Source organism: Gluconobacter cadivus (genome assembly GCF_015244745.1).
In the GTDB taxonomy this organism is placed as follows: Bacteria; Pseudomonadota; Alphaproteobacteria; order Acetobacterales; family Acetobacteraceae; genus Gluconobacter; species Gluconobacter cadivus.
In genome coordinates this window covers 198141-216985 of the sequence record NZ_JABCQI010000005.1, presented here as the reverse complement: position 1 = coordinate 216985, position 18845 = coordinate 198141, and the positions used below count along the sequence as shown (strand labels likewise).

At 60.2% G+C, this 18845-nt stretch carries 18 protein-coding genes and 1 pseudogene; 9 read left to right on the top strand and 10 right to left on the bottom strand.

All coding sequences use genetic code 11. The features are described 5' to 3' along the window. The first annotated feature begins 42 nt into the window (after window positions 1-42). On the top strand, window positions 43-1032 hold the full coding sequence (trpS, locus tag HKD28_RS09200) for a tryptophan--tRNA ligase (RefSeq protein WP_194267997.1): 990 nt from the start codon (window positions 43-45) through the stop codon (window positions 1030-1032). 4 nt (window positions 1033-1036) lie between these two features. Here the strand turns inward: trpS and lpxB are convergent, their stop codons facing one another. The 5 genes from lpxB to rpmI form a co-directional block, all read right to left on the bottom strand. Next, window positions 1037-2284: a lipid-A-disaccharide synthase gene (gene lpxB, locus HKD28_RS09195; protein WP_194267996.1), complete on the bottom strand. Its 1248-nt coding sequence runs from the start codon at window positions 2282-2284 to the stop codon at window positions 1037-1039. Then, window positions 2281-4749 carry a phenylalanine--tRNA ligase subunit beta gene (gene pheT / locus HKD28_RS09190; RefSeq protein WP_194267995.1) on the bottom strand — a complete coding sequence of 823 codons (2469 nt, stop codon included), beginning with the start codon at window positions 4747-4749 and terminating at the stop codon, window positions 2281-2283. The genes lpxB and pheT overlap by 4 nt, the downstream gene beginning before the upstream one ends. Window position 4750: 1 nt before the next feature. Further along, window positions 4751-5821, bottom strand: coding sequence for a phenylalanine--tRNA ligase subunit alpha (gene pheS, locus HKD28_RS09185; RefSeq protein ID WP_099286963.1), 1071 nt, complete (start codon window positions 5819-5821; stop codon window positions 4751-4753). Between the two features lie 99 nt (window positions 5822-5920). Further along, complete coding sequence (gene rplT / locus HKD28_RS09180) at window positions 5921-6277, bottom strand: 50S ribosomal protein L20 (protein WP_062033041.1); 357 nt, start codon at window positions 6275-6277, stop codon at window positions 5921-5923. A gap of 14 nt (window positions 6278-6291) precedes the next feature. Continuing rightward, window positions 6292-6492, bottom strand: a complete 201-nt coding sequence (gene rpmI, locus HKD28_RS09175; protein WP_046901279.1) for a 50S ribosomal protein L35 — start codon at window positions 6490-6492, stop codon at window positions 6292-6294. 310 nt (window positions 6493-6802) lie between these two features. Here rpmI and HKD28_RS09170 point away from each other — a divergent pair, with 310 nt between their 5' ends. From HKD28_RS09170 to HKD28_RS09160, 3 genes are all read left to right on the top strand, one after another. Then, the gene (locus HKD28_RS09170; RefSeq protein ID WP_194267994.1) at window positions 6803-9229 is read left to right on the top strand and encodes a glucose/quinate/shikimate family membrane-bound PQQ-dependent dehydrogenase; all 2427 of its coding nucleotides are present in this window, start codon (window positions 6803-6805) and stop codon (window positions 9227-9229) included. Window positions 9230-9362: 133 nt separating this feature from the next. Next, complete coding sequence (locus tag HKD28_RS09165) at window positions 9363-10016, top strand: energy transducer TonB (protein WP_235993386.1); 654 nt, start codon at window positions 9363-9365, stop codon at window positions 10014-10016. A 107-nt stretch (window positions 10017-10123) separates the two neighbouring features. Further along, window positions 10124-10333, top strand: coding sequence for a hypothetical protein (locus HKD28_RS09160; protein ID WP_194262370.1), 210 nt, complete (start codon window positions 10124-10126; stop codon window positions 10331-10333). A gap of 39 nt (window positions 10334-10372) precedes the next feature. Here HKD28_RS09160 and HKD28_RS09155 read toward each other — a convergent pair whose 3' ends face one another. Genes HKD28_RS09155 through HKD28_RS09145 form a run of 3 tightly spaced genes read right to left on the bottom strand, consistent with a single transcriptional unit; the run spans window position 10373 to window position 14592 of the window. Further along, the gene (locus HKD28_RS09155; RefSeq protein WP_194267993.1) at window positions 10373-10813 is read right to left on the bottom strand and encodes a SufE family protein; all 441 of its coding nucleotides are present in this window, start codon (window positions 10811-10813) and stop codon (window positions 10373-10375) included. A gap of 24 nt (window positions 10814-10837) precedes the next feature. Then, the gene (locus HKD28_RS09150; protein ID WP_194267992.1) at window positions 10838-12775 is read right to left on the bottom strand and encodes an ATP-binding response regulator; all 1938 of its coding nucleotides are present in this window, start codon (window positions 12773-12775) and stop codon (window positions 10838-10840) included. Further along, window positions 12772-14592: an ATP-binding protein gene (locus tag HKD28_RS09145; RefSeq protein WP_235993385.1), complete on the bottom strand. Its 1821-nt coding sequence runs from the start codon at window positions 14590-14592 to the stop codon at window positions 12772-12774. Before HKD28_RS09145 ends, HKD28_RS09150 begins: the two co-directional genes overlap by 4 nt. A gap of 117 nt (window positions 14593-14709) precedes the next feature. On the opposite strand from HKD28_RS09145, the gene HKD28_RS09140 reads away from it, so the two are divergent. After that, window positions 14710-15120 carry a hypothetical protein gene (locus HKD28_RS09140; RefSeq protein ID WP_099286841.1) on the top strand — a complete coding sequence of 137 codons (411 nt, stop codon included), beginning with the start codon at window positions 14710-14712 and terminating at the stop codon, window positions 15118-15120. A gap of 27 nt (window positions 15121-15147) precedes the next feature. Here HKD28_RS09140 and HKD28_RS09135 read toward each other — a convergent pair whose 3' ends face one another. Both HKD28_RS09135 and HKD28_RS15900 read right to left on the bottom strand, forming a co-directional pair. Beyond that, a complete protein-coding gene (locus HKD28_RS09135; RefSeq protein WP_235993396.1) occupies window positions 15148-15531 on the bottom strand; it encodes a hypothetical protein in 384 nt (127 codons plus the stop codon). A gap of 12 nt (window positions 15532-15543) precedes the next feature. Further along, window positions 15544-15636, bottom strand: a pseudogene (locus HKD28_RS15900) (zinc-ribbon domain-containing protein); the annotation flags it as partial. Between the two features lie 123 nt (window positions 15637-15759). Between HKD28_RS15900 and HKD28_RS09130 the strand changes: the two are divergent. From HKD28_RS09130 to HKD28_RS09115, 4 genes are read left to right on the top strand one after another with little or no spacing between them, the layout of a single operon-like run. Then, on the top strand, window positions 15760-16461 hold the full coding sequence (locus HKD28_RS09130) for a cell division ATP-binding protein FtsE (protein WP_194267990.1): 702 nt from the start codon (window positions 15760-15762) through the stop codon (window positions 16459-16461). Beyond that, window positions 16458-17366, top strand: a complete 909-nt coding sequence (locus HKD28_RS09125) for a cell division protein FtsX (protein ID WP_194267989.1) — start codon at window positions 16458-16460, stop codon at window positions 17364-17366. Before HKD28_RS09130 ends, HKD28_RS09125 begins: the two co-directional genes overlap by 4 nt. Further along, window positions 17363-17956 carry a YdcF family protein gene (locus HKD28_RS09120; RefSeq protein ID WP_194267988.1) on the top strand — a complete coding sequence of 198 codons (594 nt, stop codon included), beginning with the start codon at window positions 17363-17365 and terminating at the stop codon, window positions 17954-17956. The genes HKD28_RS09125 and HKD28_RS09120 overlap by 4 nt, the downstream gene beginning before the upstream one ends. A 45-nt stretch (window positions 17957-18001) precedes the next feature. Next, a complete protein-coding gene (locus HKD28_RS09115; RefSeq protein ID WP_194268034.1) occupies window positions 18002-18751 on the top strand; it encodes a lysophospholipid acyltransferase family protein in 750 nt (249 codons plus the stop codon). Window positions 18752-18845 lie beyond the last annotated feature (94 nt).

Sequence of the window (18845 nt, the reverse complement as noted above, 5' to 3'; positions counted from 1 at the left end):
AGCCTTTCGCTTCCCCTTTCCCAGCAAATGAAGACAGAACCCATGCAGCGCGTATTTTCCGGCATTCAGCCAACCGGCATTCCCCATCTGGGCAATTATCTCGGAGCAATCCGCAACTGGGTTACGCTGCAGGAAGACCATGACTGCGTCTTCTGTCTGGTGGACCTGCACTCCATCACGATGCCCTGGGACCCGCAGACCCTGCGTGAACAGACACTCGGCTCAACAGCCTGCCTGCTCGCGGCCGGAATCGAACCCACACGTCTGTACAACCAGTCCGCCGTCAGCGCGCATGCCCGCCTCGGCTGGATTTTCAACTGCGTCTCACGCCTCGGCTGGCTCAACCGCATGACCCAGTTCAAGGACAAGGCTGGCAAGAACCGCGAGAACCATTCGGCGGGCCTGTATGTCTATCCCAACCTGATGGCCGCTGACATTCTGGCCTTCCACGCAACCCGCGTCCCCGTCGGCGAAGACCAGCGCCAGCATATCGAACTTACCAACGATATCGGCCAGAAATTCAATCACGACATGGGCGTGGAGTTCTTCCCGCAAGTGGAAGCCTTCATTCCGCCTGCCGCGGCCCGCGTCATGAGCCTGCGCGACGGCAGCAAGAAAATGTCCAAGTCCGACCCGTCAGAACAGAGCCGCATCGTCCTGACCGACACAGCAGACGACATCGCCTTGAAAATCCGCCGCGCCAAGACCGATTCCGAACCGCTCCCCAGCGAAATGGACGGTCTGAGCGAACGTCCGGAAGCCCGGAACCTCGTCTCCATCTATGCAGCCATGTCGGATGAAACACCCGCGGACATTTTGGCCCGTTTCAGCGGTCAGGGTTTCGGCCCGTTCAAGAACGCTCTCGCAGATCTTCTGGTGGAACGTCTGGCCCCGGTCGCCAGCGAAACGCAGCGCCTGCTTCAGGACGAAGCGCATCTGCTCTCGGTCCTGCGTGCAGGCGCCGAACGTGCAAACAGTGTTTCGGAACCTATCGTTCAGGAAGCCGAACGCCTCGTCGGCTTCCTGCGCTAGGATTTCAGATGCTGGACGACCGGGAAACCGGCTCGTTCAGCAGATCCATGATCTCGGCGGCGGCAGCATCTGCGGGCGTTCCCACCGGCGGTGCGAGCATCTCAAGCACGTCGGCAAACGCCATACGCTGCTTTTCCACCATCTGCGGATCGCTCAACAGCTTCGAGACCATCTCGGCCAGTTTCTTTGGCGTACAGTCTTCCTGAAGCAGTTCCGGCACAACTTCCCGCCCTGCCAGCAGATTGACCATCGCCACATGCGGCACTTTGATCAGACGCCGCGCGATCGTCGCCGTCACCGGGTTGACCCGATACGTCACCGCCATCGGCACATTGCCCATCGCAAGCTCCAGCGTGGAGGTCCCTGACTTGGTCAGGGCGCACTGCGCGGCTGCAAAAGCATCATGCTTGTCATGAATGTCCGTGACGATATGCGGTTGGATCGGCCATTTGCGGATCAACTGACGGATCGTCGGCGCAATCACAGGCGCAACCGGAATCACAGGACAAATATCCGGATACTGCACCCGCAGAAGATCCAGCATCTTACGAAACACAGGCAGAAGCCGGGGCGCTTCCGAACGCCGACTGCCCGGCATCAGAATCACGACCGGCGCATGGGGCGGAATATTGTGCCTCAGCCTGAACCGCTGCGCATTACCCTGCCGAACACCGGACTGGAGCACCGGATGCCCGACGAACCGCCCCTCAAGCCCGCGTTTTGCAAACCATTCAGGCTCGAAAGGCAACAGGCAAAGAAGCCTGTCCCACAGACCCGGAAATTCCTTGACCCGGCTTTCCCGCCAGGCCCAGACCTGCGGCGCCACATAATGAACGCGCTTGATCCCGGAACGCTCGATCTTCTGCAACAGCCGCAGGGCAAAACCCGGACTGTCGATCGTCACGACAAGATCGGGTTTGCGCAGTTCGATATCCTGCACGGCCTCCAGAAGCCGCTGCGACAGATGCCGCAGGCGGGGCAGAACCTCGACAAACCCCATCACCGCCAGATCGCTCATGGGAAACAGGCTGTGCAGCCCCAGCGCTTCCATGCGTCCCCCGCCAACGCCAGCAAAAACCAGCGACGGGTCCTGTGCATGAAGCGCCTGCATCAGGCGCGCTCCAATCACGTCTCCGCTCGCCTCGCCTGCCAGAATCCAGATCACCCGCCCGTACCGGGGCAAGGGCGTGGTCTTTTGGGAAGGGTCCACCGTGGACTGTCCGTCAGATCCGGATTCTGGAAGAGAGTTCATCGACGCAGTACTGCCCCTGTTGCCTTGAGAACCGCAGCTTCCACCGATTTGGAAACTGCTTCAAGCTGCGTATCCGTAAGACTCCCGCTCTGCGGCTGCAAGACCACTTCCACACCGAGCGAGCGGTGCCCTTCCGGCAGACTGCCGCCTTCGAACACATCGAACAGACGCACATCCTGCACCAGATTGCGATCCGCCATCCGCACCGCTTTCAGAACGGCCTGGATTTCGACATCCGGTCCGGCAACGAAGGCAAAGTCACGCCGCACAGGCTGCAACGCCGACAGGACAGGCACGGATTTCCGTTTGACCTTCGGCTGCGGCACCTGATCCAGATAGACTTCAAACGCCACCACGGTTCCGCTCAGACCCAAGGCCCGCGCGACACGCGGATGCAGTTCGCCAAAGCTACCCAGAACCGTCTTCGGCCCCTGCCGGACCTGCCCTGACCGACCCGGATGATAGAAGCCCGGAGCATCCGCCGTCACGGACAGCGCCGCTTCCGGCACACCAAGCGCCACCAGAGCCGCCGATAGATCCGCCTTTGCATCCCACAAGGTTGCGTCATGCGCCGCCACACCCGGCTCACGCGCTGTCTGTCCGGCCCGCAGCCCAGCAAGACGCAGATACTGCCCCTCGGCATCAAAGCACGGTCCGACTTCGAACAGCGCGCCTTCTCCCGAAACGCCGAGGCCACGCGCCAGATTACGGGATAGCGCCCGCGCCAGATTAACCAGCGGGGTCGGGCGGAGCTGATCCAGATCCGTGGCGATCGGGTTCAGAAGATGCTGGGTCTCTGGCAGATCTCCGAACAGTGCAGCATCGTCCTGCGCCACAAAGGAAAAGCCGACTGTCTCGGTTAGTCCACGGGCCGCACAGATCCGCCGCAACAGAGCCGCACGGGCCTGAAGAGACGTCACGGCCGGAGCCGGAACCACTGTTGCCTGCGGCAATGCAACCGCCGGGACATTGTCCAGCCCGTAAAGACGCAGCACTTCTTCAAGAAGATCGCACTCCGCCTCCATGGCCCGAACATGATCGGCAGCCTTCGCCGCCATAGCCTCATCCAGCGTCGGGGCCTGCGCCAGAACCTGCCCCGAAGCGATATCATTCCGCCAGGACGGCACAAGGAACGTCGCGGCGTCCGCCGTCTGCTCCGTCACCTCAAAGCCGAGATGTTCCAGAGCGCGTACGGCATCTTCAGACGCGATATCCACGCCCCCCAACGTCTTCAGGCGCTCGAAACGCAACGTCGCGGTCCGCTTCCAGTCTGGCAGAGTGCCCGCTTCGATAATTTCGCTGACTTCACCGCCACACAGATCACGGATCATGACCGTGGCGGCTTCAAGCCCGTTGAGAACCTGTGCCGGATCAATCCCACGCTCGAAACGCTGGCGCGCATCGGTGTGAATGGCCAGACGACGTCCAGTCAGGGCAATCCGCACCGGATCAAATAAAGCAGATTCCACGAACACATCCGTCGTGTTCTCATCCACACCACTGCTCTCGCCGCCAATCAGCCCGGCAAGCGACTGCACCCCGGCTTCATCGACAATGACCATGTCCTCGGTTCCGAGCACATATTCGCGTCCGTCAAGGCCGGTGAAGGTCTCGCGAGCCGCGTGCGTCACCGTCAGCATATCGCCTTTAAGTTTCGCAAGATCAAAGACATGCAGCGGTCGGCCAAGATCATATGTAAGGTAATTCGTTACATCGACGAGCGCCGAAATCGGCTTGACCCCAACGGCCTCCAAACGCCGCCGCAGCCAGTCCGGGCTCGGCCCGTTCTTCACATTCCGAATAACGCGCCCAACGATATACGGACAGGCCGGATGCTCGGTTTTCCATGCCAGCGGAGATGGAAAATCGCCTTCCACGGCTTCCGTAAGCCAGGGTTTGAGACGTCCGATGCCTCCTGCAGCCAGATCCCGCGCAATGCCACGAATGCTCAGCGCATCGCCACGATTGGGCGTAATCGCGATCTCGATAACCGGATCGTCCAGTTCCGCATAGGCAGCATAGGACTCCCCAATCGGAGCTGCTTCGGAAAGCTCGGCAATCCCGTTGCTTTCCTCGCCCAGCCCCAGCTCCTTCAGGGAGCACAGCATTCCGTTGCTGTCCTGCCCGCGGATCTTGCCCTTCTTGATGGTGATATCGAGACCCGGAACATACGTCCCCGGCGTAGCGAAAATCACATGCAGACCCGCGCGTGCATTCGGCGCACCACACACAACCTGCACGTCTTCAAAACCACCGCCAGCCGCCACACGACAGACCTGAAGCCGGTCCGCATCGGGATGACGATGCGCTTCGACAATCTTGGCCGTCCGGAAACCCACCAGACGGTCGGCAGGATTCTCAACGCCTTCGACCTCAAGCCCGATAACGTTCAGCCGGGCGCAGATGTCTTCAACAGAAGCCGTAAAATCAAGATGTTCACGCAGCCATGAAAGAGAGAACTTCATGTCACACGCCCTCCGTCAGCGTGGCAGGCGAAAACGCCGAAAATCCATAATGACGCAGCCAGCGCAGGTCGCTCTCATAGAAAGAGCGCAGATCGGGGATGCCATTCTTCAGCATCGCCAGACGCTCTATTCCCATTCCGAACGCAAAGCCCTGCCATTCAGCCGGGTCCAGTCCGCAATTCGCCAGAACCCGCGGATGGATCATCCCCGAACCCAGAACCTCAAGCCAGTCAGACCCTCCGCCGATCTCGCCCGTCGCTTTCGACCAGCCGATATCGACCTCCATGGAAGGCTCGGTGAACGGGAAATAGGAAGCGCGAAAACGAACCGGCAGGTTCGGCTTGTCGAAATAGACGCGCAAAAACTCGATCAGACAGCCTTTGAGATGACCCAGCGTGATGTTGCGATCCACCACCAGACCTTCGCACTGATGGAACATCGGCGAATGCGTGGCATCATGATCGGCACGATACGTCCGGCCGGGTGCAATAATACGGATAGGCGGCTGTGAGCCAAGCATCGTGCGGATCTGCACGCCGGATGTCTGCGTCCGCAGCACCCTTGGCTCTCCGCCTTCGGTCTTCGGCGGCAGATAAAATGTGTCGTGCTCGGTCCGTGCAGGATGATGGTCCGGCGTGTTGAGCGCCGAAAAATTGTGCCACTGGCTTTCGATATCCGGCCCTTCGGCAACGGAAAAACCCATCGCACCGAAAATCGCCGTCATTTCCTCAATGGTACGGCTGATGGGATGGATGGTGCCCGTCACAACCGCAGGTGCCGGCATCGTCACATCGACGCGCTCGGAGCGCAGACGGGCCTGAAGCGCCTCTTCCTCAAGATCGCGACCACGCGCCTCGACAGCGGCCGTCAATTCGTCGCGCAGACGGTTCAGCGCCTGACCGCGCTCCTTGCGCTCCTCAGGTTCCAGCTTGCCGAGCTGCTTGAGCAAACCCGTCAGCGCGCCGGATTTACCCAGTGTCCCGACGCGGATCGCGTCCCACTGCGCACGGTCCTGCGCGCCAGCCAGCGCCGCCAGCGTGTCATTCCTGAGTATATCGAGATCGTCAGCCATACCGCCCATCTCCTGCAGCACAAAACAAAACGGGCCGTCCTGATAACAGGACGGCCCGCCAGTCACCAGACCCCAAGGAGGGGGTCAAGCCGGAAAAGCTCAGCCGAGAGCGGCCTGGGCCTTCTTCACGATTTCACCGAAAGCGGCGCTATCGTCAAAAGCGATGGCAGCGAGAACCTTACGGTCGATCTCGATACCAGCCTTGTCCAGACCGTTGATGAAGCGGCTGTAGGTCAGACCGTGCTCGCGGACAGCAGCGTTGATACGCTGGATCCACAGGGCGCGGAAATCACGCTTCTTGTTGCGACGGTCACGATACGCATAACGCAGCGCCTTCTCGACGCGCTCGAGAGCAATGCGATAGTTCGTGGACGAACGGCCGCGATAGCCCTTGGCGAGCCCGAGAACCTTCTTGTGACGGGCGTGCGACGTTACGCCCCGCTTGACACGTGCCATAGTACCTTATCTCCTCAGAGCCCGTAGGGCGCCCACTGCTTGATTGTCTTCGCATCCATGTCCGTCATGGTCTGGGGACCACGGTTGGTGCGCTTCATCTTCTGCGGACGGTTGATAAGGCCATGGCGCTTGTTGCCCGGGCCGCACATCACTTTGCCGGTCGCGGTGATCTTGAACCGCTTTTTGACCGACGACTTGGTCTTCATCTTGGGCATTTCGGTCTCCCTCGCCGTAAACGATTGGTCCCTCGCACAGTAGGGACTCTGCACGGCCGGGCATGCCACTCGTGGCCCGGACGCGTGCGCGGAAGCGGTGTCCTTATCGGAGGCCAAAGTATTCTGCAAGCGCATTATTTTCTTGAACGCTCAATCATAAGTGGTCCCTTTCCTCAAGTCACGACGACGTGAATGTCCTCACAGTGACGTGAGCAAAGTGAACCTTCTGACATCTTGACCCTTGATATCCTTCCATGTGCTTTGTCCGGAAGTCACCGTGCTGCACCAGAACAACATCTTCAGGAACATCATGAGCACATCATCCCGGCCAGGGCTCTGGGCCCTGATAACGGCCGCGGTCTTCGCGCTTTGCGGCGCGATCCTTACCGTAGGCGGCGCTTGGGTCGCCGCTATCGGCGGCCCACTCTATTACGTCCTCCTTGGCCTGGCACTTCTTGCCACGGCTTTCCTCTCATTCCGACGCAATCCGGCTGCACTGTACCTCTTTGCAGTCGTCGTTTTCGCAACGGTCATCTGGGAACTCACAGTTGTCGGTCTCGACATCTGGGCCCTGATCCCGCGTTCGGACATCGTCATCATCCTCGGCATCTGGCTGCTGCTGCCGTTCGTCTCCCGCCAGATCGGCGGAACGCGCACGACCATTCTGCCGCTCGCAGGCGCCGTTGGCGTTGCGGTGCTGGCCCTGTTCGCCAGCCTCTTCACGGACCCGCACGACATCAGCGGCGAACTGCCGACGCAGATCGCAAATGCCTCCCCCGTCGACCCGGACAACGTCCCGGCCAGCGAATGGCACGCTTACGGCCGTACGCAGGCCGGTGACCGCTGGTCCCCGTTGAATCAGGTCAATGCATCGAACGTCAGCAACCTCAAGGTCGCATGGCATATTCATACGCACGATATGATGACGCCAAACGACCCGGGCGAAGCAACGAACGAAGCCACCCCGATCGAATTCAACAACACGCTTTACATGTGCTCTCTGCACCAGAAGCTGTTTGCGATCGACGGCGCGACCGGCAACGTCAAATGGGTTTATGATCCGAAACTCCAGATCAATCCCGGCTTCCAGCATCTGACCTGCCGTGGCGTCAGCTTCCACGAAACCCCGGCCAATGCGACCGATTCCGATGGCAACCCCGCCCCGACGGACTGCGCCAAGCGCATCATCCTGCCGGTTAACGACGGCCGTCTGGTTGAAGTCGACGCGGACACGGGCAAGACCTGCTCGGGCTTCGGCACCAATGGCGAAATCGATCTGCGTGTTCCGAACCAGCCCTACACGACGCCCGGCCAGTACGAGCCGACGTCCCCGCCGGTCATTGCGGACAAGCTAATCATCGCCAACAGTGCGATCACCGATAACGGTTCGATCAAGCAGGCTTCGGGCGCCACGCAGGCATTCGACGTCTATACCGGCAAGCGCGTCTGGGTCTTCGACGCCTCGAACTCCGACCCGAACCAGCTTCCGGATGAAAACCATCCCGTCTTCCATCCGAATTCTCCGAACTCCTGGATCGTGTCGTCCTACGACAAGAACCTGAACCTCGTTTACATTCCGATGGGCGTGGGCACTCCCGACCAGTGGGGCGGGTATCGCACGAAGGATTCCGAGCGTTTTGCTCCGGGCATCGTCGCGCTGAACGCAGACACGGGCAAGCTCGCCTGGTTCTACCAGACGGTTCATCACGATCTGTGGGACATGGACGTTCCGTCCCAGCCGAGCCTCGTGGATATTACGCAAAAGGACGGCACACTTGTTCCGGCCATGTATATCCCGACCAAGACCGGCGATATCTTCGTCCTCGACCGTCGCACCGGCAAGGAAATTGTCGCAGCTCCGGAAACCCCGGTTCCCGGCGGCGCTGCTCCTGGCGATTACACCAACCCGACACAGCGGATGTCCAAGCTGACCCTGCGTCCGAAGAACCCGCTGAACGACTCCGATATCTGGGGCGGCACGATCTTCGACCAGATGTTCTGCAGCATCTATTTCCACAGCCTGCGCTACGAGGGCCCCTTCACGCCACCGTCGCTTCAGGGCTCGCTCATCTTCCCGGGCGATCTGGGAATGTTTGAATGGGGCGGTCTGGCCGTCGATCCGCAGCGTCAGGTGGCTTTCGCCAACCCGATTTCCCTGCCGTTCGTCTCCCAGCTGGTTCCTCGCGGACCGGGCAACCCGCTCTGGCCTGACGAAAACGCCAAGGGCACGGGCGGCGAAACCGGCCTTCAGCACAACTATGGCATCCCTTATGCCGTCAACTTGCATCCGTTCCTGGATCCGGTGCTGCTGCCGCTCGGCATCAAGATGCCCTGCCGCACGCCGCCCTGGGGCTATGTCGCCGGTATTGACCTGAAGACCAACAAGGTCGTCTGGCAGCACCGCAACGGTACCCTGCGTGACTCGATGTATGGCAGCTCTCTGCCAATCCCGCTCCCGCCGATCAAGATCGGTGTCCCGAGCCTTGGTGGCCCGCTCTCCACGGCTGGCAACATCGGTATCCTGACATCGTCCATGGATTACTACATCCGGGCTTACAACCTGACGACGGGCAAGGTCCTCTGGCAGGATCGTCTGCCGGCTGGTGCCCAGAACACCCCGATGACCTATGCCATCAACGGCAAGCAGTACATCGTAACCTATGCTGGCGGACACAATTCGTTCCCGACCCGCATGGGCGACGACATCATTGCCTACGCCCTGCCCGATCAGAAATGATCTGACAGGACCATACAGGTCATGAAAAAGGGGAGGTGCCATCCGGCATCTCCCCTTTTTTGATGGCAGCTGGCTGGCCAGAGAACCGTTCGTTACATATGGTAATATTCTGGTCGTAGACAAGAGACATGCCATGACATTGCCCGCCATCCGCCCCGCACTCGCGATAACGGCTGCAGTTCTCAGCACGATAATGGCAGTGCATGCCGAGGAGCGCCCCCTCGGTGCCATGCTCGACCCACATCATCACGGCAGGCTCATCTACCCCCCGGCGGAACTCGAACAACGCCAAAATGGGACGGCGCATATCCGCTGCACCATCAGTGCTGCGGGCTTTCCCACAGAGTGCGAGACAACCGCATCACAGCCGGACTTCGCACTCGCCGCCGAAAATCTGGCCTATAGCTCAAAATTCCTGCCTGCTTACGAGAATGGCAAAGCCGTCCAAAGCACGTGGGAGTACACGTACACTTTCCACACGTCCGCCGACCTGACACATCCGTTGCTCGATAAAATGCACTCTGCCCCCCCTCATTATCCGGAAGCCGCAGATGTTGCCGCCATCGGGGCACATATCACCGTCACATGCCAGATCGATCAGATCGGGATCGCCCATGACTGCACCGCCAGCGACGGTCCCGCCATCCTGCAACGCGCATCGCTCGCCTATTACGGTCTCGCAAGATACTACCCAGCCCTGAAGGACGGGCAGCCCGTCTCAGCGCAGTATCACGGCAGCATCGACTGGGATGCCTCCCACCCGGTAGACCAACAGGGATTTCGCTGATTTTAGGGGCAGTGACGAAACTTGCGTCCCGCCCGCAACCTATTGCATGATTTCCGCCAAACCGGGGCGCGGCGTCCACGACCCGGCCCCCTCTGGAGACCAGCATCATGTCATTCCGCCGCCTGTCCGTTGCCGCTTTCGCCGTTATGGCCCTCGGTGCCCAGATGGCTCACGCCAAGCCGTGTCGTGACGAAAAGGGGAAGTTCACAAAATGTGAAGCCCCTCCGAAGCCAAAGCCCTGCCGGGACGCAAAAGGCAAGTTCACCAAATGCCCTGCACCTGCCAGCAGCACGGCTCCCGCAACAGCGCCGAAGTAACATTTCACATCCCCGAAGGCTCCAGCCAACGGGGATTTTTTACGCCTGAAGGGCGGCCCGCTTCTGAATAGCCTGCGCCATGGCTTCTACCCCGTTGCCGCGATTTGTCGAAAGCGCTTTGACCAGCCCCATCTCGTGCAAAAATACCGGACTTGTCCCAAGGATTTCTGCGCTGGATCGGCCTGAGTAAACCCTCAGCAGCAGCGCCACGAGCCCCTGAACGATCGCAGCATCGGAGGCACCAGCAAAAAACAGCTTCCCGTCGCGTTCAACCGCTTCAAGCCAGACCTGACTCTGACAGCCCGGAACACGATGAGCATCATCCTGCCAGTCTTCCGGAAATGGCGGCAGCTTGCGTCCCATCTCGATGATGTACTGATAACGCTCCATCCAGTCGTCAAACAGACTCAGTTCAGCCTCGATCTCCTCAATGGCAGCAGCAGCCGTGTCTTCCGGGGGAACAAGATAGGCATCACTCACGCGTCACAATCTCCGTTACAGGCTTCAGTCCGTACTTCCGCTGCCGTGACGCATGGTTTCGGCAACGGCTCTGTGCAAGGCGTCCTGTGTAAAAGGCTTTGGCAGAAGCAGACCGTTTTCAGGCGTCGGCATATCATCTGTATGTCCGCTGATAAACAACACCTTCAATCCCGACACCGCTTTCTGTAACGCTGTCGCACAGGTCAGCCCATCATGATCAGGCATCCGCATATCGACGATCGCCAGATCAAACGGAGCTGCCGCATCACCAGAGTTCAACGCCTCTTCCAGCGAAGAAACAGCCGTCACCTTATGTCCGTCCTGTGTAAGGAAACCGGATGTCACCATCCGTACCGGCGCTTCATCATCCAGAACCAGAACCTTCAGCGACCGCCCGACACTCCCGCCGGGACGTTCAGGCTGACGACCCGGTTGCTGCCCGCTCTGTGCCACAGGCAGAATCAGCGTCATGCGCGTTCCCTCACCCACGACACTGTCGACAACGATCTCCCCATAACTGCGGCTGAGGAACCCATACACGCTCGACAGGCCCAGCCCTGTCCCGCGCCCGACATCCTTGGTCGTAAAGAACGGATCAAAAATTCTCGCCGCAATGTCCTGCGTCATGCCCGCGCCTTCATCCACGACGTCCAGCGCCACCGCCCGATCGGGACAACACTCGGCAGGCAGGTCCGTCCGCTTTTGTGTCACAATCCGCGCGCTGATCCGCACCGTTCCACCCTCCGCCATGGCATCGCGTGCATTCACACACAGATTCAACAGGGCCATTTCAAGCTGATCGGCATCCGACCACACCAAAGGCAGATCCTGCGGGAGGTCTTCAACGCACAGCGCACAAGGTGACGCCACCGCAGGCGCACCCCGTTTTTTGAGACTCTGACGCAGAAGGTCCGTCAAACCGGGCAAAAGCTGCTCCAGCGACACCGCCGACAGACGCGCCTCACGCGGACGTCCGAACTGAAGCAGCCGTCGTGTCAGAACTGCTCCACGCTGCGCTGAGTCAGCAGCATTGCGCAGCAGCGTTAAAGACGCCTCGTCAAGATCGGCAATATCTTCCAGCAGTTCGAGAGACCCGGAAATCGCGGCGAGCAGATTATTGAAATCATGAGCGATCCCTCCTGCCAGCGTCCCAAGAGACTGAAGCTTTTCCGCCTGTCGCAGCCGCGATTCCATGGCAACACGCGATGTCACATCCCGGTCCATACTGACCTGCCAGGCATCTTCCGAAGCCACACCTTCCGGCCATGCCAGCGCCAGACGCGTCAGTTCATGCCAGCGCATGGACGTCTTGCCATCCTCCTGCGCAAGAACTTCCCCAACCAGACGCTCTTCCTGCCCAGACCTGCGGACGCTCTCTCGCATAGCTTCCACGTCAGGCCACAGATTTTCCGGAAAATGGGCCTGCTCGGTTTCGGCACCACTTTCGGATTCATCACGCACATTGCTGCGGATACATCGGCCGTCGCGATCAGAAAAAACCAGCCCGATCGGCAACGCTTCCATCAATCCCCGCAGCAGAGCCTGCTCGGTGCGCAACGCCCGCTGCGCCAGACAATGCTGCGTGACTTCCCCAACCAGTGACCTCAGCGCATCCGAATCCCAAGGCTTGTGCACATAAGCCTGTACCTGCCCCTGATTCAGCGCCGATACGACGGCCTCCAGATCTGCATATCCCGTCAGCAGAATACTGCGCGCGTCCGAAAATGCCCGCGCCTGCATCAACAACTGGTCCCCGGTCAGGCCCGGCATCCGCTGGTCGGAAATGATGGTCGCAACATCCCGATGTTCCCGCAGCAGATCCAGCGCCCGCAGTGGGTCCGTCGTGGACAGGATTTCATACTGGTCTTCCAGCAGATCCGTCAGGGCAACGAGGATCTCCTCCTCATCATCCACCAGCAGAATCAGAGGACGCGACGGTCCCTTTGCGCTCCAGAAAGTCATGCTGCGCGGCCAGTCGCCACCGGCCCCTCCTCGGTCATGCGAACGGGCAGACTCAGCCGGAAACAGGCTCCGATGCCATGCCCGCCCGGCAGATTGGCGTCCGTTACTTCAATCGTCCCGTCATGCGCCTCCATGACACTATAGGCAATGGCCAGTCCCAGCCCCGTCCCTGTTCCCACAGGTTTGGTCGTGAAAAACGGGTCAAAGATCCGTGTCCGCAATTCATACGGCAGACCCGGCCCGTCATCACTCACACTCATTTCATAACGCCCGTTCTCCAGACGCGAGGCGATAACGATCGTCCCGCGCACCACCTCACTATCCACGGACAGATCCGCGAGCGCATCCGCCGCATTGGAAATGATGTTCATGACAACCTGATTGAGAAAAGCCGGCTGACAGACCAGTTCAGGCGGCGCCTGAAGGTCCTTTCGAACCACAATCCCTGGCCCCAGTTTATGGGCCAGCAAAGCCAGCGCCGTGTCCAGCGCGGCCGGAACATCGACCTTCTGGAACGAGCTTTCATCCAGACGTGAAAACCGCCTCAGGCTCAGCACCAGATTTTGAATCCGCTGCAAGCCGAGCTTCATGGAGTCCAGACGCGACATACCTTTTTTCGTCAGCGAGATTGCCTCGTCAGACGCATTGACACCCTGCAACCGCTTCAACGTCCGCGCCACCGTATCGGCATGGGCAATCGTGAAGGCCAGCGGGTTGTTGATCTCATGCGCGATCCCCGCCACCAGTTCGCCCAGCGAGGCCATTTTTGCCGTCTGCACAAGCTTGGACTGCGCCTGAAGAAGCCGCTCGTTCGTACGCGCAAGTTCCATGTTGGCCTGCGCCAGCGCTTCGGCCATTTCCGCCTTGGCTCGCGCGGCCTCCAGTGTCAGCGCGTTCTGCTGACGCTCGATTTCCTGCTGGCGGAACTCGTCTTGCGCCATTCTGCGCTGGGCCAGTGTTCGGATTCGCATTGCAAGAGCTTCAAGCGCGATATCGCTCGGCACCAGATCATCGATTCCGGCCTCAAAAAACTCCCCGGAAGACTGCCGCCTGAACCGTGACGCCTCCACGATCCCCAGTGTCCGGAACGGAATGCCACCGGCCTCCAGAACAGCCTGCCGCCGCGCATCCAGCAGACGGCAGAATTTCAGATCCTCGTCTCCGCTCCCGAGTTCCAGCACAAGACAGTCCGGACTGTCGGCCCCCCGCAGCCATCCGCCTTCGATCAGGTCGTCCGAACGCTCAATAGATGTCACGGTATGCCCGTCACGCCAGAGCAACTCTCCCAACGTCGTTTCGGGCGCCTCCTCGACCGTATCGTCTTCGTCTTCCTCCTCCCGTGGAGAATTGACGATCACGATCCGTGCCCGCCGCAACCGGGATGCTTCATCCACCTGAAGAAGCTCAGGCCCTTCTCGCAACAGCGCCCGCATCCGCAGGACCATCAGGTCAGGATGAGCCGATTTGGATATATAAGCGTCAGCCCCGCTCTCCAGCCCCTCACGCTCCACACCCGGCGATGCATCTTCCGTGAGCATCAGGATCGGAATGTTGCGGGTCAGCGCATCCAGCCGCAATCGCCGCGCAAGCTGTCCTCCGCTCATCCCCGGCAGTTCGGTACAGGCCACGACCAGATCAGGCATCGTATCCTCGATCGTGCCCAAACCTTCCTCGCCGCTGGTCGCGCAGGTGAGCGCAAAGCCTTCATTGACCAGAATCCGGGCAATCTGCCGGGCATGGTCGCAGTCAGGCTCCACCAGAACGACCCGGGGCATGTTCGACGTCACCATCGGCATCTCGAACTCAGGAAAAGGCATGACGGCACGGGAAAGTTTGCATTGGCGATCTCTTGCAGCTAGTCCGAAGTGAACCATTCGTCCGCTTTCAGGGACGAACACTAACTCCCGTTGCCGGACCACTGGAAGCCATATCTCATGGACATGCAGCCCCCGCCCCATATCACGGACCGTCTCCTCGGTAGCAGAAGCCGGAGCGAGTCATCGCTCACAACATCGTCTATGATCCGGATGGGCGTATGGTCCGTCTGCTATTTTGCCTTCTATCTGGCCCAGCAGATTGCCGAACTCATGGCGCCTCTCCTGCTGATTCTGGGTTTGGGCTGGTATATTCTTCCGCACATCGTCAATGCGATCACAACCAGCGCGGCCAGTGCCGACCCGCAGGCCCGCGATGTCATGAATCACGTCGCCGGAACCCTTCCGACCCATCTTCAGATCGGCAGCCACCTCATCACGCCGGGTTCCCTTATTTTCGACGGCATCCTGCTCATGGCCGTAGCCGCCATCGGCGCCACACTCTCTGCCCTCGCCGCCCGCAATATGTAAGATCCCCGGGGCGGCCCGAACCGGGGTTCAGGAAAAATGTCCGATCCCCGGAAGAAAACCAAATACACCCGCGCCCTTGCAATACCACAACGCCGCAATTCCGGAGCCCGCCAGCACAAGGCTGGCCCCCCAGGCCGCAACCCAAAGACCGGTAGACCCGATCATCGACGGACCAGCCTGTTCAGCCCGTGCCTGCACGTCACCAGCCGAACGGGAATGCAGAACCGCCGAACGGCGCTCAGCGTTTCGTCCCGCCATCGCCCCAGTCGCCCGGAATGTTCCTTCCGAGACAGGCGAAGGGGCGTCCACCACATCAGGCTTGCTGTCGCTTTCCTCTTCCGGAACTTCAAAAACAGCCGTCGCGGCTTCGGGAACAGATTCCTGCACCACCGCTGCGGCAGGGGCGGTCATTTCCCAACTGTCTCCACAATTGGCGCAGCGCAGACGCTTAACCCCTTTTGCCATCGCCTCCGGTACCTCAAAGACCGCATGACAGTGGGGGCATTCGATGCGCATTCAATCAATCCCTTCGACAGCCGGCTCCGATCCGGCCTAGCCTGATCCGTGTACTTGTCTGTTATGACAAAATGATCGTTATTAAATGGTTAATAAATTACTCCAGTTTTCAATGAAAGCATCATGATCCGCCTCCTGAATGTCTCGATGATGCCTCCCGGCGTAGGGCAGCCGGTCTTGCGAAACCTGACGCTTTCCGTGCCGCAGGGAGAGTTCCGCTGGCTGCTCGGACCATCCGGTGCTGGCAAGTCGAGTCTTCTGCGCCTCCTCACACTCGAAACACGCCCATCCGCCGGTCAGATGGACCTGCTCGGCGTGTCCGTCAGCCACGCCAGCCGGGCAACGCTGCGAAACCTGCGCCGAAGAATCGGGTTTGTTCCTCAGGACTATCGCCTGATCGGGGAATGGACGGTGTTCGACAATGTGGCTCTCCCGCTCAGACTGCGCGGCGCTTCCGAGCGCGACACCAGACGCGAGGCGTTCGCCGTACTGGAATGGCTGGATGTGGCCCATCTCGCCGATAAGCGCCCCGGTACGCTGTCCGGCGGCGAGCAGCAGCGCACGGCCATTGCCCGCGCCCTGATTGGCCGCCCCGAACTCCTGCTCGCCGATGAACCGACCAATGCGCTCGAAGACGCGCAGGCCAGACGCCTTCTGGCGACATTTCAGGAACTGATCGAAATGGGCACGACCGTCATCGTCGCCACCCATAACGAGGCCTTGGTCCGCGAAGCTCCGGCAGCCTCCATCATCCTTCAGGACGGCACGATCGCAAATACCGACAGTCAGAACGGAATTTCCACCCGACGGGTAGAACGCTCATGAGTGCCCCGGTCTCCCCCGGACTGCGCTCAGGCAGCCTACCGCTTCTCGTCGCACTCATGACCCTGCTCGCAGGCCTCTCCCTTGCCGGACTTGCAGGCGTGCAGACCCTTGCCGAAAGCTGGTCCGGTGCCGCCCGAAACGCAACCACAATCGAGATTCCGTCCGACACGCCCCAGTTTGCAGACCGCACCCACACCTTAGTCCAGACCCTGAACAAAACGCCCGATGTCACAGCAGTCCGCGAACTCTCCATCAAAGAGGTCCAGACCCTTCTCGCACCATGGCTGGGGCAGGTGTCTGACAGCGCAGGTCTTCCCGGCCTTTCTCTGCCTGCCGTCCTGATTGTCGCCCATACCGGCACGCCCGATCTGGGCACGATCGTACATGACGTGCTGCCTGAAGCCGTCGTGGAGGAAGACCGCCGCTGGGGTGAGCGCCTCAACGGTCTGGGAAGCAGCCTGATCGCCTGTGCGTGGCTGGCCGTCAGCCTCATCGCGGCCATTGCAGTCCTGTCAGTTGGCATGACCGTCCGCCGTTCCGTTATGGCCCAGCGCAAATCCGTCGAAATTGTCCATTTTCTTGGCGCGGGAGATCTGACCATCTCCAGCAGAATCGCCGGACGCGCAGCACTGCTCAGTCTCGCCGGAGGGCTCGTCGGCCTTCTACTTCTGAGCCCGGTCATCACCATGCTGGCCCAGAAGCTTACGCCCTTTTCACATGGAGCGCCTCCCACCGCCTCTTCCTCAAACACATGGGACGTTCTGATTGCGACATGGTGGAGCACCCTGCACGTCCTGCCACGCATGCTTCTTGAAGAACTCGGCGCCTTGCCCCTGATCGCCGCCTGTCTGGGTTGGCTCACTGCGCAGACCGTCGTGCTCGTCTGGCTCCGGCGCCTGCCATGACACGCTTCTTCCGGGCATGTCTGGCGCTGGGAGGTCTCTGGCTGGCGGGATTCGTCTGGTTCGTTCAGGACGCCAGCAGCCCTCCCGTCACCGCCACTGTCTGCGATGGCATTGTCGCCCTGACCGGCGGAGAACAGCGCGTCGATACGGCCATTACGCTCCTGCGAGGCGGATACGGGCACCTGCTGTTGATTTCGGGCGTTGGGCCCCATGTTACACTGCAACATATCCTGCATCTTCAGCAGGAACCCCTGTCCTCACCTCTGGCCGCACGCATCACTCTGGGACGCCGCGCCACCAGCACGATCGGCAACGCCCACGAAACAGCCGAATGGGCCAAAAACAACCGCCTGCACCGCCTTCTCGTCGTCACCTCCGGCTATCATATTCGTCGGGCCGTTCTCGAAATCCACCGCACAGCCCCCGATCTGGACCTCATCGCCTATCCGGTGGTGCCACTCGCCCTGCAAGAAACTCCGTCACGGAGAACCCTCTTCCTGATGTTTCGGGAGTACAACAAACTACTCGGCGCCGAAATTGGCGTCCTGACAGGCCTGCCAGATGGTCGTGAAGGACTGGATGGCGCCTGACAGCCCTTGTGCCAGACAGGTTTTTCTGGTGTGCAGAACACCATGATGAGCATTCTGCGCGGCGTCCTGTTCAATCTCTATCTCTTCTGGATCACCCTGTTCATGGGCCTTGGGACCATCCCGATCCGCCTGATGAAAAATCAGGATCTGGCCCTCTCTTATGCAAAACTCTGGGCGCGTGCCGTTCTGTTCGGCTTCACCCGGATCTCGTCGGTCAGAATCAAAATCACAGGTCAGGAGAACCTGCCGCCCGGCCCGCTGCTGATCGCCTCGCAGCACCAGTCCTTCTTCGATGGCTTCATCTGGATGACCCTCGTCGAACGCCCTGACTACATCATCAAAACAGAACTGACGCGCATTCCCGTGGTGGGCCCGATGCTGCGTCTGACCGGCATGATTTCCGTCGACCGGAAAGCCGGTTCAAAAGCCCTGCGCACCATGATGCAGGATGCAAAATCCGCTCACGACGCGGGCCGCCAGATCATCATCTTCCCCGAAGGCACCCGCACGCTGCCCGGCGAACGTCATCCGATCCAGCCCGGTATCGTCGCTCTGGCACGACAGGCCAACGTTCCCGTCGTGCCCGTCGCAACCGATTCAGGGCTCTTCTGGGACCGAAACCCCTGGCTCAAACGTCCGGGCACCCTTCACATTGTGATCGGCCAGCCTCTCGCGGCCCAACAGGAACGCAAGGCCTTTACCAAGGCTCTGGAAAGCACGTGGGACGAACTGTGCACAACCCACACCCTACCCAGAGATCCTGTGGATAACTCTGTGGACCCGGAAAACGCATAATCGGACTGCAAAAAACTGAAATCTTTCAACGCTCTCTCAAGAACTTCGCGCTTCCAACATCCAACCATTAACAAAATCTCCATATCCTTTGGTT

Coding starts and splice junctions, on each gene's coding strand:
- trpS (WP_194267997.1), top strand. CDS start 43: ATGCAGCGCGTATTTTCCGGCATTCAGCCAACCGGCATTCCCCATCTG.
- HKD28_RS09115 (WP_194268034.1), top strand. CDS start 18,002: ATGAGCATTCTGCGCGGCGTCCTGTTCAATCTCTATCTCTTCTGGATC.
- lpxB (WP_194267996.1), bottom strand. CDS start 2,284: ATGAACTCTCTTCCAGAATCCGGATCTGACGGACAGTCCACGGTGGAC.
- HKD28_RS09165 (WP_235993386.1), top strand. CDS start 9,363: ATGACATTGCCCGCCATCCGCCCCGCACTCGCGATAACGGCTGCAGTT.
- HKD28_RS09135 (WP_235993396.1), bottom strand. CDS start 15,531: ATGACCGCCCCTGCCGCAGCGGTGGTGCAGGAATCTGTTCCCGAAGCC.
- pheS (WP_099286963.1), bottom strand. CDS start 5,821: ATGGCTGACGATCTCGATATACTCAGGAATGACACGCTGGCGGCGCTG.
- HKD28_RS09150 (WP_194267992.1), bottom strand. CDS start 12,775: ATGACTTTCTGGAGCGCAAAGGGACCGTCGCGTCCTCTGATTCTGCTG.
- HKD28_RS09160 (WP_194262370.1), top strand. CDS start 10,124: ATGTCATTCCGCCGCCTGTCCGTTGCCGCTTTCGCCGTTATGGCCCTC.
- rpmI (WP_046901279.1), bottom strand. CDS start 6,492: ATGCCCAAGATGAAGACCAAGTCGTCGGTCAAAAAGCGGTTCAAGATC.
- HKD28_RS09120 (WP_194267988.1), top strand. CDS start 17,363: ATGACACGCTTCTTCCGGGCATGTCTGGCGCTGGGAGGTCTCTGGCTG.
- HKD28_RS09130 (WP_194267990.1), top strand. CDS start 15,760: ATGATCCGCCTCCTGAATGTCTCGATGATGCCTCCCGGCGTAGGGCAG.
- rplT (WP_062033041.1), bottom strand. CDS start 6,277: ATGGCACGTGTCAAGCGGGGCGTAACGTCGCACGCCCGTCACAAGAAG.
- HKD28_RS09170 (WP_194267994.1), top strand. CDS start 6,803: ATGAGCACATCATCCCGGCCAGGGCTCTGGGCCCTGATAACGGCCGCG.
- HKD28_RS09125 (WP_194267989.1), top strand. CDS start 16,458: ATGAGTGCCCCGGTCTCCCCCGGACTGCGCTCAGGCAGCCTACCGCTT.
- HKD28_RS09145 (WP_235993385.1), bottom strand. CDS start 14,592: ATGCCTTTTCCTGAGTTCGAGATGCCGATGGTGACGTCGAACATGCCC.
- HKD28_RS09140 (WP_099286841.1), top strand. CDS start 14,710: ATGGACATGCAGCCCCCGCCCCATATCACGGACCGTCTCCTCGGTAGC.
- pheT (WP_194267995.1), bottom strand. CDS start 4,749: ATGAAGTTCTCTCTTTCATGGCTGCGTGAACATCTTGATTTTACGGCT.